14 protein-coding genes are annotated in these 18,164 nt (G+C 67.4%); 9 read left to right on the plus strand and 5 right to left on the minus strand.

The genetic code is table 11. The annotated features are described in order from the left end of the window. Positions 1-105 precede the first annotated feature (105 nt). Together ACR2MZ_RS07605 and ACR2MZ_RS07610 are read left to right on the plus strand one after the other, a co-directional pair. Entirely contained in the window at positions 106-2,160 is a 2,055-nt protein-coding gene (locus ACR2MZ_RS07605) for a spermine/spermidine synthase domain-containing protein (RefSeq protein WP_434004462.1), read from the plus strand. 163 nt (positions 2,161-2,323) lie between these two features. Beyond that, positions 2,324-3,043 (plus strand): DUF998 domain-containing protein, encoded by a 720-nt coding sequence (locus ACR2MZ_RS07610; RefSeq protein WP_434004463.1) that lies wholly within the window; start codon positions 2,324-2,326, stop codon positions 3,041-3,043. Between the two features lie 48 nt (positions 3,044-3,091). Here the strand turns inward: ACR2MZ_RS07610 and ACR2MZ_RS07615 are convergent, their stop codons facing one another. Next, on the minus strand, positions 3,092-3,754 hold the full coding sequence (locus ACR2MZ_RS07615; RefSeq protein ID WP_434004464.1) for a TetR/AcrR family transcriptional regulator: 663 nt from the start codon (positions 3,752-3,754) through the stop codon (positions 3,092-3,094). Positions 3,755-3,808: 54 nt separating this feature from the next. Between ACR2MZ_RS07615 and ACR2MZ_RS07620 the strand changes: the two genes are divergently transcribed. The 3 genes from ACR2MZ_RS07620 (at position 3,809) to ACR2MZ_RS07630 (ending at position 6,762) form a co-directional block, all read left to right on the plus strand. Next, positions 3,809-4,246, plus strand: a complete 438-nt coding sequence (locus tag ACR2MZ_RS07620) for a nuclear transport factor 2 family protein (RefSeq protein ID WP_434004465.1) — start codon at positions 3,809-3,811, stop codon at positions 4,244-4,246. Continuing rightward, entirely contained in the window at positions 4,243-5,148 is a 906-nt protein-coding gene (locus ACR2MZ_RS07625; protein WP_434004466.1) for an SDR family oxidoreductase, read from the plus strand. The genes ACR2MZ_RS07620 and ACR2MZ_RS07625 overlap by 4 nt, the downstream gene beginning before the upstream one ends. Positions 5,149-5,298: 150 nt before the next feature. Then, complete coding sequence (locus tag ACR2MZ_RS07630; protein WP_434004467.1) at positions 5,299-6,762, plus strand: phospholipase C; 1,464 nt, start codon at positions 5,299-5,301, stop codon at positions 6,760-6,762. A gap of 62 nt (positions 6,763-6,824) precedes the next feature. Here the strand turns inward: ACR2MZ_RS07630 and ACR2MZ_RS07635 are convergent, their stop codons facing one another. Then, positions 6,825-8,396, minus strand: coding sequence for an MDR family MFS transporter (locus tag ACR2MZ_RS07635; RefSeq protein WP_434004468.1), 1,572 nt, complete (start codon positions 8,394-8,396; stop codon positions 6,825-6,827). After that, complete coding sequence (locus ACR2MZ_RS07640; RefSeq protein ID WP_434004469.1) at positions 8,393-10,621, minus strand: xanthine dehydrogenase family protein molybdopterin-binding subunit; 2,229 nt, start codon at positions 10,619-10,621, stop codon at positions 8,393-8,395. Before ACR2MZ_RS07640 ends, ACR2MZ_RS07635 begins: the two co-directional genes overlap by 4 nt. A gap of 372 nt (positions 10,622-10,993) precedes the next feature. Between ACR2MZ_RS07640 and ACR2MZ_RS07645 the strand changes: the two genes are divergently transcribed. Then, positions 10,994-11,314: a DUF2853 family protein gene (locus ACR2MZ_RS07645; protein ID WP_434004470.1), complete on the plus strand. Its 321-nt coding sequence runs from the start codon at positions 10,994-10,996 to the stop codon at positions 11,312-11,314. 175 nt (positions 11,315-11,489) lie between these two features. Here ACR2MZ_RS07645 and ACR2MZ_RS07650 read toward each other — a convergent pair whose 3' ends face one another. Then, positions 11,490-12,542, minus strand: a complete 1,053-nt coding sequence (locus ACR2MZ_RS07650) for a hypothetical protein (RefSeq protein WP_434004471.1) — start codon at positions 12,540-12,542, stop codon at positions 11,490-11,492. 106 nt (positions 12,543-12,648) lie between these two features. Between ACR2MZ_RS07650 and ACR2MZ_RS07655 the strand changes: the two genes are divergently transcribed. Genes ACR2MZ_RS07655 through ACR2MZ_RS07665 form a run of 3 tightly spaced genes read left to right on the plus strand, consistent with a single transcriptional unit; the run spans position 12,649 to position 15,430 of the window. Continuing rightward, positions 12,649-13,359, plus strand: a complete 711-nt coding sequence (locus ACR2MZ_RS07655; RefSeq protein ID WP_434004472.1) for an ABC transporter ATP-binding protein — start codon at positions 12,649-12,651, stop codon at positions 13,357-13,359. Continuing rightward, entirely contained in the window at positions 13,356-14,660 is a 1,305-nt protein-coding gene (locus tag ACR2MZ_RS07660; RefSeq protein ID WP_434004473.1) for an ABC transporter permease, read from the plus strand. Before ACR2MZ_RS07655 ends, ACR2MZ_RS07660 begins: the two co-directional genes overlap by 4 nt. Beyond that, positions 14,657-15,430 (plus strand): SGNH/GDSL hydrolase family protein, encoded by a 774-nt coding sequence (locus tag ACR2MZ_RS07665; RefSeq protein ID WP_434004474.1) that lies wholly within the window; start codon positions 14,657-14,659, stop codon positions 15,428-15,430. The genes ACR2MZ_RS07660 and ACR2MZ_RS07665 overlap by 4 nt, the downstream gene beginning before the upstream one ends. 14 nt (positions 15,431-15,444) lie before the next feature. On the opposite strand, the gene ACR2MZ_RS07670 is transcribed toward ACR2MZ_RS07665, so the two are convergent. Beyond that, a complete protein-coding gene (locus ACR2MZ_RS07670) occupies positions 15,445-18,057 on the minus strand; it encodes an MGH1-like glycoside hydrolase domain-containing protein (protein ID WP_434004475.1) in 2,613 nt (870 codons plus the stop codon). Between the last annotated feature and the right edge of the window lie 107 nt (positions 18,058-18,164).

Below are 18,164 nucleotides of genomic sequence, written 5' to 3' on the forward strand. Positions count from 1 at the left end.
TCCCCGAGTCAACGCCGCGGCGTGGGGAGGATCAAGCTGGGAACCTCCCGATCGGGCGCAGCCGGCTGCCTTGCTGAGTAGGCGGGGTCGTAGCATGGCTCCCCCGTGTCCCTCCCGCTCTCCCTGGCCGCGCGGCTCCGCAGATACGCACCACGCTCCCGGGTAGCCGCGGAGCCGCGGCGTCCGTCGCGCGTGCGGCTCGTGCTTCTCAGCTTCCTCATGCTGTTCGTGGAGTTGGCGCTCATCCGCTGGGCGGGGGCCAACGTGCTCTACCTCTCCTACTTCTCCAACTTCGTGCTGCTGGCCAGCTTTCTCGGCATCGGCATCGGCTTCCTGCGCGCCCGGTCGCGCCTTCAACTGTTCCCGTTCGCCCCCGTCGGCCTGGCGATGCTGGTCGCCTTCGTGCTGGCCTTCCCGGTGCAGATCGACCGGACGGGTGGCGACCTCCTCTACTTCGGCGCTCTGAACGAGAGCCGCAGCGGCCTTCCGATCTGGCTGACGTTGCCGCTCATCTTCCTGGCCGTGGCCGCGGTGATGGCCACCATCGGGGAGGGCGTGGCCCGGACGTTCGTCTCCTTCGACTCGCTCGATGCCTACCGGCTCGACGTCCTCGGCAGCATCGCGGGCATCGTCTTCTTCTCGCTGCTCTCGTTCCTGGGCGCGCCGCCGGTGGCGTGGGGGCTTGTCGCCGCGGTCACGCTCGTTGTGCTCTACCGCCCGCGGGTTCGCTGGTTCCAGTTCGCCGCCGCCGCAGCCCTCGTGGCCATGCTCGGAGTCGAGTCGCTCACCCCCCTGGAAAGCTGGTCGCCCTACTACCGCGTCACCCTTCAGCCGGAGTCAAACGGAACGACCTCGGTAATGGTCAATGGCATCCCCCACCAGACGATCGAGTCCGCCGCCCAACGCCGGCAGACCGTGCCGCTCTACTTCCTTCCCTACGAGCGCACCCGCGTCAAGCCGCGCTCGGTTCTGATCGTCGGGGCAGGCACGGGGACCGACGTCGCCATCGCCCTGGCCGAAGGAGCGGAGCACGTCGATGCAGTCGAGATCGATCCCCGGCTGCGCGACCTGGGCGCCCAGCTGCATCCGGATCACCCATACCAGGACCCGCGCGTGGCGAGTATCGTGGACGACGGCCGAGCTTACCTGGAGCACACCACGGTGCGCTACGACCTGATCCTCTTCGCCCTCCCCGACTCGCTCACCCTGGTCGCCGGACAGTCCTCGCTCCGTCTGGAGAGCTATCTCTTCACAGTCGAGGCGATGCGGGCGGCGGCGGCGCACCTGAAGCCTGGTGGCGTCTTCGCCGAGTACAACTACTACCGCGAGCAGTGGCTGGTCGACCGCCTCGCTGGCATGCTCGAGGACACCTACCGCCGCCCGCCATGCATCGATTCGACCGGGCAGCTCGGCCGGCTCGCCTTGCTCACGGCGAGCCTCGACCCGGCGTCGCTGAACTGTCCCCTCACCTGGCGCTCGGCCACCACCCCCGTGCCCGCACCGGCGGCCGACGACTACCCATTCCTCTATCTCCAGAGCAGGGGGTTGCCGAGCCTGTACGTGATCACCCTGGGGCTGGTCCTGGTCACAGCGCTACTCGCGGTCGGGGTCGCCGGGGGTTCGCTGTCGCGGATGGGCGGTTACGCCGACCTCTTCTTCATGGGGGCAGCGTTCCTGCTCCTGGAGACGAAGAACGTGGTCCAGTTCGCTCTGCTGTTCGGGACCACCTGGTTCGTGAACGCACTGGTCTTCACTGGCATCCTGCTGGCGGTCCTCGCCGCGGTCGAGGTGTCACGGAGGATCGAGCTGCGACGGCTGGGGATCCTCTACGCCCTCCTGCTCGGCGCGCTTGCGGTGGCCTGGCTGGTGCCGCCCGGCGCCTTGCTGCAGCTTCCGGCGGTGCCCCGCTTCCTGGCGGCCACGCTGCTCGCCTTCGTCCCCATCTTTTTGGCCAACCTGATCTTCTCCCAGCGATTCCGCAGCGTCGCCTCCTCCTCGTTGGCGTTCGGCGCCAATCTTGTCGGCGCCATGATCGGCGGCGTGCTCGAGTACGCCGCGCTACTGACTGGCTACCGCGCCCTCCTGGTGGTCGTCGCCCTGCTGTACGCGCTGGCCCTGCTGCTCTCCCGAACCAAGCTGGTCCGGTCCTCGACGGCGTAACGGACTCCTTCCCCACGGCTGGGGCGGTCGGGGTGGGGGCGACTCATGAGTTACGAGCCCCTCTCGGGCGGCCCGCCTCGCGGTTTGCTCCCCATTGCCCGTCGTCGTTGTGCACCCCACCAAGGCAACAGCACTTTAAGCTGGCGCAAACCAAGGAGGTCGCATGTCCCAACCGCCGCCAGCCGCTGCCCTCCCCACGTCGGCCGGCCATCAGATCGTCCTCGGGTCGACCTGCTGGGTGCTGACGGTCCTGTTCTTCGTCGGCCAGGCGACCGCGCAGGCCGCGGTCACGACGCGCTTCAGCCTGGTGGCCAACGACATCAGCGACCTGGGCCGCGCCACCTGCGGGCCGTTCAGCCTCGGCACCTATCACACCGAGGTGTGCTCACCACTGCACACCGTGATGAACGGCACGTTCGTCGTGGTCGGCCTCCTCCTCGTGGTCGGCGCCGTCGCCCTCCGGCGGGCTTGGCCCCAGCGGCGCCTGACGACGGTGGGGATAGTGCTGCTGGCACTCGCGGGCGCCGGCCAGGTGCTGGCCGGCCTCTCGCCCGAGGACGTTAACGGCGGGCTTCACGTCCTCGGCGCGCTGTTCGGCATCCCGCTGCCGCCGATCGCGATCCTGCTGCTGGCGGCGAGCGTGGGGCCGGTCGACCGCATGGTCGTCGTTCTCTCGGTGACGCTGGGCCTGGCCGGGATCGTGGGCTTGGCGCTCATGATCGCGGCGCCAGGGCTGTTGGGGGTGGGCGCCACCGAGCGCCTCGCGGCCTACCCCACCTACGTCTGGACGATCGCCATCGGCTCGATCGTCCTGGCGCGCCGGGCCAGTACCACAGGGGCAGATCAGGCAGTGGCCCACCCCGGGGGACAATCGAAGCGGTGACGACCACAGATCGGGAGGTCTTTGGAAGCTGAACAATCCTTTCATCGCCTACGTCAACGAGGGAGTGAGCAGCACCGCGATCATGGCCTCGGCGACGAACCGCCCGTAGCGCTCCAGCGACCAACTCCGGCGGAGCACGAGCAGCTCGTACAGCTCGGGTGAGCTGTAGGTCCAGAGCACATCCCTCGTTTGCTCCAGTTCGATGCCGTGGCGCAGGTCGCCGCGCTCGTGGAGCCGGCGCGCGTTCTCCTCCATCCGGACCAGCCGGGCGCGGTCCACCTCCTCCAGCAGGGCCGCCATCTCGGCATCGGCGGCCGCCGCGGTCCGGATCAGGAGCAGCACCGGCGCCACGGCGGGAGCCACCTCGGCCGTGAAGCGTCCCCAGTTGAGGATCACCTGTCGAGCGTCGGTTTCCAGCGACTGCATCTCGTCGGAGCGCTCCCACGCTGGAATCGGACCGGTGCCGGCGAGTCCCCGGCTCCAGATCGCCCGGACGAGGCCGGCCTTGCCGCCGAAGCCCTTGTAGACAGTTTCGACCGATACGTCCGCTGCCGCTGCGATCGCGGCAATCGTGGTCGGCCCGTAGCCATCGGCAAGGAAGAGGTGCCTGGCCGCGTCGAGGATAGTCTCTCGATTGCGGAGCGCCTGCCGCTGGCGTCGGCTAGCGTCGTAGCGGCGCCCGGTCTTGACAACTCCGCTAATTGGGTCCATAGTGCTGTATCAGTTACAAATAACTGTATCAGAAGTGCCAACAAGGAGGCAACCATGAACGGAACTGCCCCGGACCCCAGACCCGGAACGTGGGTGGAGCGTCTTTGTCGAGCCACCAACGATCACGACCTCGAGGAGCTGACCCGCTGCTTCGCAGCCGACTACCGCAACGAGACGCCGGCCCATCCGGCGCGGGGCTTCAGCGGCCGAGCTCAAGTGCACAAGAACTGGGAGCAGATCTTCGCTGCCGTTCCTGACCTGACCGCCCACGTGAGTTGGGTCGAGGACGGTCACACCGCCTGGTCCGAGTGGGAGATGCGCGGCACCCGCCGGGACGGGCAACCCCACCTCATGCGAGGGGTGGTGATCTTCTGCGTGGAAGGCGAAGAGGCGACCTGGGCCCGCTTCTACCTGGAACCTGTCGACTCAGGCCGCGATGGGGTCGATGCGGCGGTCCTCCGGGCGGTCGGCACGGCGGGAGGTCCGCGATGATCCTGGTTGCCGGCGGTACCGGCACCCTCGGATCGCGGCTCGTCCGCCGCCTGTTGGATCGCGGGCTCTCGGTCCGGGTCTTGACTCGGGATGCCGGGCGGGTCGCCGACCCCCGACGCGACACGCTCGACGTGGTTGAGGGCGACGTGCGCGACCGCGCCGCCGTGGCGCGCGCGATGAAGGGGGTGCAGACCGTGGTCTCGGCGGTGCACGGCTTGGTCGGCACTGGGGGCTCCTCGCCGGCCTCCGTCGACCGGGACGGCAATGCGAACCTGATTGACGCGGCCGCTGCCGGCGGTGCGTCGGTTGTCCTCGTGTCGGTTGAGGGCGCCTCGCCGGACAGCCCGCTGGAGCTGTCGCGAATGAAGTACGCGGCGGAGGAACACCTGCGCGGCAGCGGGACGGCATGGACCGTCGTCCGGGCCCCCGCGTATCTCGAGACCTACATCCGGCTGTTCGAGGAGACAGCAGGCCGTTGGGGCCGGCCGCTGGTGTTCGGGCGCGGCGACAATCCAATCAACTTCGTCTCCGCGGACGACGTCGCCGCGCTGGTCGAGCACACAGTGACCGACCGCTCGGGCCGAGGCAGCGTGCTCGAAATCAGAGGGCCCGAATGCCTGACCCTGAATCAGCTGGCCGAAGCCGTACAGAAGGCGGCCGGCCGGGCCGGGCGGCCACGGCACGTGCCGCGACCAATGCTTCGGGTGATGGCGGTCGGGATGAAGCCCTTTAGACCGGCGATGGCCCGGCTCGCGCAGATGGCGCTCATGATGGACACCGCCGACATGACAGCGGGCGCCGATCGGGTCGTGGCGGCCGAGCCTCAGCCCCCGACGCAGAGTCTCTCCGAGGTGCTGGCGACCCACGCATCGACACTCTCAACCACTCAGCCCCTGAGCTGAGCCGCTCAGCCGACGTCTCAACACTGAAGAGGCGGGAAGGCAAGAGGCTGAGTCGCGGCTCAGGCTTTGCCACGGGTTAACCACGACCGTTCTACGCTTGGTTCATCGACCCGGCCGTCCGAACCACTGTCAAGGGGGAAACGGAGACCAATGAAACGACTGCTCTCGCGAGCCGTATTCGTCGGCGTGCTGGCGGCGCTGTTGGTGCCGATCCCGGCCAGCGCTGACGACTCGACGGGCGGCGACCAGTCTGGCGGGGATCAGACGGGAGAGAACCAACGGGCCAACAGCCCGATCAAGCACACGATCATCGTCTACCAGGAGAACATCTCCTTCGATCACTACTTCGGTACCTATGGCCGCGGCACAAACGGAATTCCCACGGGCACCAAGCTGACCCATACCAACGGCACGACGACTTACGGTCCGTACTCGCCCTCGAAGCTCAACGGCCAGACCCAGGCCTCCACCTGCGACGTCGACCACGCCTACACAGACATGATCCAGATGGCCAACCACGGTCGGATGGACATGTACCTGCAGTACGGCAACAACAAGACTGTGCCCAACCCCAGCACGTCTACCAACTGTCCCAGCTTCGAGACCAACCCGAACGGTCAAGCTCTGGCTCTCGGCTACTACGAAGGCAGGCCTGGCGATCCCTCGTCGCCGCTGCAGAACTACTGGAGCTTGGCCCGCCGGTACACGCTGGCTGACAACTTCTTCCAGGGCGTGTACGGGCCTTCGACGCCAGGAGCGCAGTGGCTGGTGGCGGCAACCAACAACACAGTGCACGATCCCAACCCGATCGGCGACGTCTGCAACGACTACGCCCCGTCCATTTCGCCGCAGAACATCCCGAACCTGGGCGCTGAGGCCTCAGCCAAAGGCGTGAGCTGGGCGTGGTTCCAGGGTGGCTTCGGGAAGTGCGTGGGGGGCACCACCAACGGCTACAGCGCCCACCACGATCCCTTCCAGTACTTCACCTCCACGGCGGATCTCAGCCATCGGTGGGCGTGGGATCCCAAGCTGAACTACCCACAGGCGGATCGACATCAGCGCGACCTGGACCTCTTCTATGCCGCGCTATCCGGCTCGTCCGTCAACGGGAAGGTTCCCGACTTGCCGGCGATCTCCTGGGTGAAGGCGCCGACCACCAGCGATGCCCATCCCGGCTACTCCAGTCCGGTGGCCGATGACCAGTTCGTGGGGGACGTGGCCAAGCGCCTCAAGGGCAGCCGCTACTGGAAGGACTCGGCCCTGATGGTTGCCTTCGACGAGAGCGGTGGCTGGTGGGACCATGTGGCTCCGCCTGACCTCGGCGGCCGGTTCGCGACCTGGGTCAACGGCCAGCCCAACCTCAGCGGCTGCCAGTACCCGGGTGACGGCCTTCCCTGTGGCGAGGCGGGCCTCGGGCCGAGGATGCCGATGCTGGTGATCTCGCGCTTTGCCAAGCGCGGATATGTCGATCCCGATCTGCTCAACACTGCCTCGCTCGCCAAGTGGGTCGAGTGGAACCATCACCTGCCCGCCCTCGGTGTCTGGGGCAACCGTGATGTCAAGGCCGGATCCCTGGTCGGAGCCTTCCGGTTCGACGCACAGGAAGGCGACTGAGTAGCACCCTCCTCCGTTTGTATGGGGCCGGGGTGCCCATGGTTCCCCGGCCCTCCCCGGCGTCAGCGCGGGTGCTGCCGCAGCGGGAGCTCGCGTATGAACAGCGAGGCCAACAGTGCCACCCCGACAAAGGGCACGCCGACGACGAACACCGGGTGCAGGGCGTCCGCCATCCCGGCCCGGATCCCCAGCAGGAGCACCGGTGGGAGATGAGCGAATGTTGCCGGGTCGAGCGCCGAACCCGCACTGAGCACGGCGGAACCCCCCGAGCGCCGGAACGCCGCGACAGCCGATGGCGGCAGGTGCCGGGGGATGTCGGTGGCCAGTCCGGACGTCAGCAACGAGCCCATGACGGCCACTCCGATCGCTGAGCCGATGGAGCGGAAGAGCTGCGTGGCCGACGTCGCGACGCCCATATCGGAGGGATCGACCGCGTTCTGCACGGCGAGCGTAAACGTCTGCATGGCAGCGCCCAGTCCGAGGCCGATCAGGATCATGTTGCGCACGATTTCTGCGTTCGAAGTCCGCATGTCCATCTGCGCGAGAAGCAAGTAGCCGATCGCCATGGCCACCAGGCCCGTCAGTATCGCCACCTTGTAGCGTCCAGTTCGCGAGATCACCTGCCCGTTGACGATCGAGGTGACGACCATCGCCAGCAGCATTGGCAGGAGCACCGAGCCAGAGCCCGCGGCGTTGCTCCCAATCACGCCCTGGACGAAGACGGGGATGAAGTAGATGGCGCCGAACATCGCCATCGCCACCCCCGTAGTGGCGATGCAGGAGAACGTGAAGATCGAGTTGCGCCAGAGCCGGAGTGGTAACACCGGTTCCGTCGCCCGCAGCTCTATGAGCACGAAGAGCATCACGGCCACCGCGGCGATTGAGTAGAGACCCACGATTTGAAGGGAGAGCCAGGCATACTGCTGGCCGCCCCACACTGTCGCCGTGAGGCCGCTGACCAGCCCCACGGTCAGAGTCACGATGCCCCACACGTCGATGGCGTGCTTGCGCTGCTGCGTCGGTACGTGCATGAACAGTAGGATCACGATGAGCGCCACCACTCCGACTGGCAGGTTTACGAAGAAGAGCCAGCGCCAGCTCAGATGGTCCGTGATGAAGCCACCCAGCGGCGGCCCCAAGAGCGAGGAAAGCCCGAAGGTGGCACCGATCACTCCCTGGTACTTGCCCCGTTCCCGGGGGCTGATGATGTCCCCGATGATGGCCTGGGACAGTGGCTGCATAGTGCCAATGCCAAGCCCTTGCACTGCCCGCGCCGCGATCAGGAACCAGAAGCTCGGCGCCAGCCCGGACAGCACCGAGCCGGCCATGAAGACCAGAATCCCGCCCATGTAGAACGGCTTGCGCCCGAACAGGTCGGAGAGCTTGCCAGCGATCGGCACGGCGACAGCCGAGGCCACGATGCTCGAGATAGCAATCCAGCTGTAGTGCTCGATACCGCCGAGCTGAGCCACGATCACCGGCATCGCCGGCGCGATAAGCGTCAGGTTCAGCGTCGAAACGAACATCCCCAGCAGCAAGCCCGCGAAAACCGCCATCACTGAGCGCCGGTTCTGGCTGGGCATCGGCTCGGGACCGTGGTGGCTGTCTGCCCTGACAGCCGGGGCTGCGCTCATCTCTGACCGAGCGCCAGCTCCTGCCATTCGACCGGCACGCGGCTTGGCCGTACGCCGCAGGCCGCACGGATCGCGTTCGCAACGGCGGCCGGACCGGGCACGGCCGGCGGCTCGCCAACACCCTTGGCCCCGAAGGGGCCGATCGGCGACGGCACTTGGACCAGCTCGACCTCGGTCAGCGGCGCCTGGTCGATGCTCGGAAGCCCATAGTCGATCAGGCTTGCAGTCATCAGCTGGCCTTGGGCGTCCCAGCGCAGCTCCTCGCCCAGCGCCCGGCCGACGGACTGGAGGCTGCCGCCGTGGACCTGGCCGACCACCTCCGCCGGGTTCAGCGCATGGCCGACGTCCTGGATGGCGGCGTAGCCAGTCAGCCGCCACTCGCCAGTCTCCCGGTCGACCCGGACCCGGGCCAGGTGCACAGTGAACATTGGCGACTGCTGGGTGATTGCCGACCGCCCGCGGCCCAGCACCGGCTCGTAGCGGCCGCCGAACTGCATCGACAGGCCGGCGAGGTGGCCAATTGCCACCGCCCGGCCAGGCACGCCGCGGACGTGGACCTCGCCGTCGCTGATCTCGAGGTCGTCGATCGACGCCTCCAACTCCTCGGAGGCGATCTCCAGCACCTGGCGGCGCGCCTCGGCCGCTGCTTGCTGGACGGCCGGTCCGACGGTGAAAACTATCTTGCTGCCTCCCGCCACGCCGGCGTACGGCGCCACCGCAGTGTCGCCGGTGTGGACATGGACGCGGTCCAAGCCGACGCCGAAGGTCTCGGCCGCGATCATCGCCAGCGTTGTGTCGGTGCCGCTGATGTCGGACGAACCGAGCTGGAGGTTCAAGGAGCCGTCGGTCTCGACGCGGCAGGCCGCAGCCGCCGGCTCCAGGCCCCCACCCCAGCCGCCGACCGCCAACCCAACCCCTTCGTCCTCAGCCGCTGGTGCCGTGTAGATGGGATGCCGGATCGCCGCCTCCAGGCACTCGACGAGCCCGATCCTCGGCCAGGTCGCGCCGTCCGGCCGGGGGTCGCCTTCGCGACTCGCGTTGCGCAGTCGCAGCTCGATCGGATCCTGGCCCAGCCGCTGAGCCAGCTCGTCCATCGCTGACTCGAGAGCGAAGTACGCCTGCGGGGCCCCTGGCGCCCGGTAAGCGGCGACGGGGCACTTGTTGGTGGCCACTTCGAGACCCTCCATGTCGAAGGCAGGGATTCGGTAAGTGCCGCCCAGCAGCAGACCGGCGAGACCGCCGAGGCCGCCTTGACCGGCGCCGTTGTCGAATACAACTCGCGCCCGGAGCGCTCGCAGCGTGCCGTCGAGGTCGGCGCCAAGCTTCAAGTCGACGATCGCGCCCGGGGCGCCCCGGCCCATCAGGAACTCCTCCGTGCGGGTCAGCTCCAGACGCACAGGCCTTCCGGTGCGGCGGGCCAGCAGGGCGACCAATGGCTCCAGCAGCGCGATCTTGCCGCCGAAGCCCCCGCCGACTTGGACCGGCACGACCCGAATCGAGCTCACGGGTGCCTCCAGCGCGCTGGCCACCGACTGGCGCGTGAAGAAACTGCCCTGGGTCGGCGCGTGGATCGTGAGGCCGCCGTCCGGCTCGGGGGCCGCCACCGCGAGGTGCGGCTCGATGAAGCCCTGGTGTACCGCAGGTATGTGGTAGCGCCCCTCGACGACGACCTCTGCCGCCGTGAAAGCCCCCTCGGCGTCGCCTCTTTGTAAGTGGACCTGAGCGGTCACGTTGGGCGGCCGGTCAGCCGCTGGCCCTTCGATGCCTGCCAGCCCATGCGCGCCTCCGTCGTCCAGACCGCCGCGCGCCCCCTCCAGAACCGTGGGGGCGCCATCGCCCATCGCCTCGAGAGGGTCGATGACCGCCGGCAGCGGCTCGTATTCGACCTCCACCAGCGCTATCGCATCGGCCGCCTGGGCTTCGGTCTCGGCCACGACCGCCACCACCGGCTGGCCTGCGTAGTGCACGCGGTCGACGGCGAGTGGCGCCTCCGGACCGGTCGCCGCCCCGGCCGGCAAATCGCGCCCCGAGACCGCTGTCAGAACGCCTGGCGCGGCAGCGGCAGCAGAGAGATCCACTGTTGCCAGGCGGGCCGCGGCGTGAGGAGAGAGCAGGAGCCGGGCGTAGGCCAGGCCGGCAGGCCTCAGGTCGGCGGTGAATCGCATCCCGCCCGTGACCTTGGCGCCCCCTTCCAGGCGTCGGTGGGAGACTCCGATCGCCGGCACTCCACCAGAGTAGCGACGGCCGGTTCCGCGGAGTGTGGCGGGCTCCGTTTCAGTCCGCCGATTTTGGCTCGCATCTCGGGTTTGCTGTCGCGGCTGGGTCGCCAGGCTTTGGCGATCACTTGAAAGACCGCCTGGTACGTCACCGCGTCGGCGACCGACCGTGTGATGTCCAGGTGTCGCTTTCCGACTCCGGCTTCGTCCTCGACTCAGTTCTGGTGGTGCGAGCCCTCAGCGGTGTATACGAACACCAGCGGCGTGATGCCACCGACGACTGTCGCGGGGCTTGTCTGAATTGAGCTCGCGCGTGTATGCTTTCGCCGTGGCGCAACTTCGCGTCACGACCAGCAGATCAGCAAAGCGGAGGAGTCGAATATGGCGCACGATCATTTGGCGGAGGTCAAAAAGCATGCTCCCCAAGCGAACCAGTCAGCAGTCGATGGCATAGTGAAGCATCTCGGCATTGCACTGCAGAGCCGTGATGCTTCCCTCGTGTCCTGTGGGGACAAGTCGGAGCGAGACCGAGTGCGCGACAGCTTTCTAAAGAAGAAGCTCGCGCTCACTCAGAGCGACGCCGAGCTTGATGCAGCTGTCATGGAGGTCTGCCAGAAGATGGCCGGCGACCGCGATAAGTCACGGGTGACCTTCTACTACCTGCTCGCTGAGAAGTACAAGAAGCTGGATACCTTCGCCTAGACAGCCAGAGTTATCTGAACCCGCGACCGGGCCCGCACCCGGGGGCAGCTGGTGAGCAATTCGCTGATCGCGAAGACCGCCTAAACAGACCGAGCGGTCGCGGGTGTTAGGCCCGTTGTCCGCGCGAACATAGGGTTCGAGCCCCTATTCGCGCAATTGTTTCGTCTTGAGCTTTCTACGGTCGCTGGGGGTCTGGCGCGTTCTCGCGCAGGCCCGGTGAGAAGAAGCAGTAGGAAACCAGGAGGCCGGCCACACCTGCCAAAAAGATCGAGCCGGTCCAGAGAGGCACGCTCCACCAGGTGCCACCGAGCGTGTCGACAGCTCCGAAGTAGAGCCCGTAGAGCGCCACCGGCCAGGCGAATCCGAAGACCCGCAGCGAACCCGGCCGCGAGGCGCACGGCCGAAGGCTGAAGAGGAGGACCTCGCCCACCACGCCTGCCAGCAGCCCCACCAGGGCGAACCGAAAGTGATCCTTCATGGCGCTCATCGCGAAGCTGTTTACAGTCAGCAGCAACAGCAGACTGCCCGGCGGCAGCTGAAGCCGGCGAAGGAGCAGGAACACCGCCGACAGTAGGACCGCCGACTGGAAGACTATGGAGATCTCCCCCAGCGCCTGCGCGGCGTAGACAGTTCCAGCCGGACCAACCTCCAGCGCGTAGGGATCGTTGAAGGGGTGGACGAATTGGCTGAAGAAGCTGATCACGGAGAGGAGGTAGGTCGCGGCAAAGATCGCCGGCCAGCCGGCCACCGACCTGCCCCGATTCCAGGCTGATCGCAGCGGCCCCCCGGCGGCGACCAGGCCGCAGCCGGCCAGGAGGAGATGAGGAGGGCTGATCAGGGCCGCAAAGCTGCGTTCGAAGCCAAACGTCGCGTGCCAGGCCAGATCCAGCGCACCCGCCAGAGCAAATCCGAGCACAGCCAGCAGGGAGAGGCCGTAGCCCGGCGGGAGCGAGCGACGCCAGGCGTAACCACTGAAATGGTTGCTGAGCGCCGTCAGCCCAAAGAGAGCCGCAGCCGCCGCCATGCCTGAATAGAGCACTGCGTGCCAGGGTGTGAAGAAGGTCTCGACCCGGAAGTGCTGATGCGCCCAGCCGTCCAGGTACAGGCCTGTCATCAGCCAGCCGCCCGCGGCGACAGCTCCCCACTCGAAAGCGGAACTCGCGGCTGGTGAGCCGGCGCGTGTGATGCGAGGGCGAGCGACCGGTCGGGCTTTGCTGATCAGGGCCATGGGTGCGCTTCTATCCTGCCACCCGGATCAACCGGCGGCCCGGTCGGCCATGGCCTTGTCACTTCCTGAGCAAGGCGACCCGCCGGCCGCTCCTAACATGCCCAGCATGGCGAGCGGGCCAGCCGGCGCGACGACTGAAGAGAGGGAAGTGATAAGCGTCAGCGGCCTGAGCCATGCCTACGCGAGCTCCGGACGCACTCTCCTGGTGCTGAGCGAGGTGCAACTTCAAGTCAGGGCAGGCAGCTACGTCGCGCTGACAGGTGATTCTGGTGAAGGCAAGAGCACTCTGCTGGCCCTGCTGGGTGGGCTGCAGCGAGCTCAGGGTGGCGAGCTGGTGGTCGCCGGCCAGGACCTGCGGCGACTACCTTCCCAACAGATGGCGCGGTTTCGCAGCCGGACGATAGGCTTCGTGTTCCAGCATCACTGTCTTGTCGAGAGCTTGACGGCCTTGGAGAACGCCGCCCTGGCGGCGCTCATCAACGGAGTCTCGCGGCCCGAAGCGGTGGCTCGAGCCCGAGCCCTCCTAGCGCAGGTGGGACTTCTGGAAAGGGCCGGCCACCTGCCCGGCCGGCTGAGCGGCGGAGAGCGGCAGCGCGTGGCTGTGGCTCGGGCCATGGTCAACCGCCCGGCACTCATTCTGGCCGATGAGCCGACCGGCAACCTCGATGAGCGGAACGCTCAGCGGGTGATGGATCTCATCGAGCAACTCCGCCATGAGTACGGCGCCACCCTGTTGGTGGTGACGCACGACAGCTCGCTCGCCTCTCGGGCCGCCACCACTCTGCGCCTCAAAGAGGGGAGGTTAGAGGCAGCATGAGCTGGGGGGCGACATTCAGGCTGGCGCTGAGCAGTCTGCTCAGGCGTCCAGCGCGAAGCGGCCTGACAGTCCTTGGTGTCGCCGTCGGCAGCGCCCTCCTGGTGGCCCTCGGCAGCATCGCTTCGGTGGCCGAGAGCCGCGCTGTCGAGCACTTCGGCAAAGGACTGCCGGTGGGCGCGATCAAGGTAGCTGACGATGCGCCGGCCTCCTGGCAGCTGCAGACCGACGACTTCCAGCTGGCCGGCCACAAGGATCTCAACCAGGATGCCATCCGCCAGATCCGCCGGCTCCCGAACGTGCGAGCTGTCGTGCCCATCCAGGCGGCGCCGGTGCTGGTGGTGCCGCCCTCGGGCGATTCGTTCGGCGCCACCATGGCCGGCACCGACCTCGGTTTGGGCGCCGATTCGCCTGTCTCAGTGCTGGCCGGCAGGCTCCCGGCGGCCGCCTCGCTGACTGAGGTTGCGGTGACGCAGTCATACCTTGACCACACCCACCCCGGCAGGCCGCCAGGGGCGGCCGTGGGAGAGGCGATCCAGGTCGCTGAGCCGCGGGTTGAAGCGCCTGGCTCGGAAGTTCCTTTCCGGCCTCGCTGGTTCCGGGCCAAGGTGGTCGGCGTCGTGTCTCAGGACGTAGCCGGCGCAGATCTCCTGGTCCCGCTGCAGCAGACAACTGCAGCGCGCGAGTGGGAGCTGTCGGGCGCTGCCGCACCGCCCGGTCTGCGCGGCGAGGGCAGCATCCGCTCCCCCTATTCGGCCCTGATTGTGATCGCCGACAGCATCGACACCATGCACGGCGTCAGGGTGGGAATCGACCAAATCGGCTTCGCGACCAGCGCCCCCGAGCATGTGCTGGCGGCCGTCCTTCGCTACCTGCACGTCGTGGACATCGTGCTGGTCGGGATCGGCGCCATAGCAGTTCTTCTGGCGGGCCTCAACATCGCCAACGCCTTGCTGACAGCAGTGAGGGAGCGGCGCCGCGAGATCGGCGTCCTGAAGGCAATCGGAGCCAGAGACCGCGACGTTGTGCGGTGGTTTCTGCTGGAGGCGACCTTGCTGGGATTCTTGGGCGGTGTGGCGGGCACCTTGGCAGGGCTCTTGCTGGCCCAAGCGCTGGCTCTCAAGGTCAGTGAATACCTGACCCAGCAGGGCATCCCGATCGAGGCGCTGAGACTCCAGGACCTGCCTTATGCGGTGGTCCTGCTCGGGGTGGGCGGCAGCTGGCTGCTGGCCCTTCTCGCAGCAGCTGTGCCTGCTCTACGAGCCGCCAAGATGCCTGCGAGTGAGGCCATGGCTGAGCTGTGACGAGCGTCTCACTCAGATCAGTTGCCGGGCGCTGGCCGGCTTTCGCTGCCGGGCTGCTGCTCTGTGCCTGCGGGCTGCAGAGCAGCTCGGCCACGCCCAACTCACCATCACCGAAGGTCTCGTTCAACGCGCACGTCTACGCCGCGCTGGGCGCCAGTGAGACCGTCGGCGTGGGCGCTGATCAGCCGGAGCGAGACGCCTGGCCGCAGGTCTTCTACAGCAACTACCTGCCGGAATCGGCCATCTTCTACAACTTCGGCTCAGCCGGGGCAACCACTGAGCAGGCGTTGAGCACCGAGCTCTCCGACGCGCTCGCGGTGCATCCAGATCTGGCGACCGTGTGGCTCAACACCAACGACCTCCTGCACGGCGTGCCGGCGAACACCTACGAACAGCAGCTCGACCAGCTGGTCGGCGCCCTCCGCCAGGGCGGCCGCACCCGAGTACTCCTGGCCAACACACCGGTCCTTGACGGGCTGCCAGCCTACCGGGACTGCCTAGGCTCGCAGCAGGGGCCTCGGTGCCTGCTCCATAACGGTCCGCCGCCCGACCCGGAAGCCATCAGGGCCGCCGTGGCCGGCTACAACGCGGCGATAGCCCGGGTCGCAGCTCGGCACGGTGCGGCGCTGATCGATCTCCACTGTCAGGGCGACATGGCCACCCAGCACCCCGACTGGCTCAGCGCCGACGGCTTTCACCCGAACACTCGGGGCTACGCCGCCATAGCCGGCGCCTTTGCTGGTCGCTCGCCGTGTCCCCGCAGCGCCTGACAGAGCGGCCGGTCTCAGTCCAGCTGCCGTCGATCTGCGATCAGGTTGGCGACGAGGCCGGTCCAGCCAGTCTGGTGGGACGCCCCCAGGCCCGCGCCGGAGTCGCCGTCGAAGTACTCGTGGAAGAGGAGCAGATTCTGCCAGGCGGGATCTCGCTGCAGCCGCTCATAACCCCCGAACACCGGCCGGCGCCCATCCGGACCGCTGAGGAAGAGCCCGACGAGACGCGCCGCAAGCTCGTCAGCCACCTGGTCAAGGGCCAGCCAGCGACCTGAGCCGGTCGGGCACTCCACCTTGAACTCCGAGCCCAGGAACCGGTGATACCGCTTGAGCGCTTCGATCAGTAGGTAGTTGACGGGGAACCAGACCGGCCCGCGCCAGTTGGAGTTGCCACCGAACAGCCCGCTGGTCGACTCGGCAGGCTCGTAGTCGAGCTGCGCCTGGAAGCCGTCGACGGCCATCTGGAGGGGATGCTCGCGATGCCAGCGAGAGAGCGCCCGGACGCCATGGTCGGAGAGGAACTCGGCCGGGTCCAGCACACGCGCGAGGATGCGGCGCAGGCTCTGGGGCCCGACTATCGCCAGCAGGCGGTAGCCGGCGTGGTTGGGGTCGTCCATGTGCTCCACCACGCCGGCCGCCTCCGGACGGTGAGAAAGGAACCAATCCATTGCGCGGGCGAAGCTGGGCAGCCGGTTCAGCGTGTCAGGCCCGAGTGTGGTCACTGCGTAAAGCGGGATCAAACCAACCATGGAATGCGCGCGCAGCGGCACCGACGAGCCGTCCGGACGGCGCAGCACGTCGTAGTAGAAGCCGTCGACCTCGTCCCAGAGACCCTTGTCGTTCAGAGTGACGGCGATCAGCACGAAGTGCTCGAAGAACTTGATGGCCATGTCCTCGTACGTCCGATCCCGCTCGGCCAGCCGAAGCGCTATCTCCCAGAGGTGCAGGCAGTACATGGCCATCCAGGCAGTGCCGTCCGATTGTTCGAGATGGCCTGACACCGGCAGCGAACTGCGGTCGAAGGGGCCTATGTTGTCCAGTCCCAGGAAACCTCCCTCGAAGATGTTGTTGCCTTCGCTGTCCTTTCGGTTGACCCACCAGGTGAAGTTCAGGAGCAGCTTGTGAAAGATGCGTTCCAGAAAGTCGTAGTCGTCGCCGCCACTGATCTCGAAGACGCGCAACGCGGCCCAGGCATGGACAGGCGGGTTCACGTCGCTGAACGACCACTCGTAGGCAGGGAGCTGGCCGTTGGGATGCATGAACCACTCGCGGCAGAGCAGGATGAGCTGGCTCTTGGCGAACTCGGCATCGACATGGGCCAGAGTGACGCAGTGGAACCCCAGGTCCCAGGCGGCGTACCAGGGGTACTCCCACGGGTCAGGCATTGAGATGACGTCCTGGTTGAAGAGATGCCGCCAATCCGAATTGCGGCCGTTCTGCCGGCTGGCCGGAGGCGGCTGCTGGCTGGGATCCCCCTGGAGCCAGGTTCGAACGTCATAGTGATAGAACTGCTTGGACCAGAGCAGGCCGGCAAAGCCCTGACGCATGACGCGGGCCTCGTCGGCGGAGGCGTGCAGGGGCGTGAGCGCAGCGTAGAACTCGTCAGCCTCCGCCTCCCGCTGCGTCATCACCGCTTCAAAGTCCGCGAAGTCAGCCTCGCCCTCCGAAAGCCGTAGGCGCAGCGTGGCGGTGCCGCCGGCGGCGACATTTAGCCGGTAGCGCAAGGCCGCCTTGGTCCCGGTCAGCCCAGGGTTCACTGTCGCCGAGCCGCGAACGACGAAATCGTTGATGCCGTCCTTCGGGTAGGGCGTGGTTGGCGCTGCTCCCCACAGACGCTTCAAGTTCGTCTCGTTCTCACAGAACAGCAGATCGTGGTCGCCCTCGCCAATCAGCCGGCGCAGGCCCAGCTCCGGATGTTGGGCCAGCACACAACTCCCATCAGCCCGCAGCTGGGGCCTGATCGCCCCCGGTGACCAGGACCAGGTGTTGCGAAACCAAAGCGAGGGCAGCACCTGCAGTTCCGCCGCCGCGGGCCCGTGGTTGCGTGCGGTGAGCCGCACGTAGATCTCCTCCGGCGCCGCCTTGGCGTAGTCGACGGTGATCTCCCAGTAGTTGTCAGCCTCGAAGGCGCCGGTGTCGAGCAGTTCCAACTCCGGCTCCTGCTTGCTGCGCCGGGCGTTCTCGCTGACAAGCTGGGAGTAGGGGAACTCGGCCTGCGGGTACATGTAGCGCCAGCGCAGCCAGGAATGGGTGGGGGTCGAATCCAGGAACCACCAGTACTCCTTGACGTCCTCGCCGTGGTTGCCTTCGGGTCCGGTGAGGCCGAAGAGGCGCTCCTTCAGGATCGGATCGCGTCCGTTCCAGAAGGCGAAAGCCAAGCAGAGTGTCTGGCGGTCGTCGCAGATACCCGCCAGGCCGTCTTCATTCCAGCGGTAGCTGCGGGAACGGGCATGGTCGTGGGGAAAGAAGTTCCAGGCATCGCCATCAGGGCTGTAGTCCTCGCGCACGGTGCCCCAACCCCTCTCGCTGAGATAGGGCCCCCAGTGGCGCCAGGGCGCCCGGCCGCTGGGCACTTCGGCGAGACGCCGAGCTTCGGCCCCCAGCTCACGGCCCGATTGGACGCTCACCGCGCGGTGGCGGACCGGCAGAGAGCCGCCAGCGAGCGACCGTGGCCCTGAACACCGCTCGCGATCCGCATTCTCGGTGCGTCTGCATCGCCGCGCAGCTGCAGCGC

The organism is Candidatus Dormiibacter sp., assembly GCF_050999135.1.
GTDB classification, from domain to species: Bacteria; Chloroflexota; Dormibacteria; order Dormibacterales; family Dormibacteraceae; genus Dormiibacter; species Dormiibacter spiritus.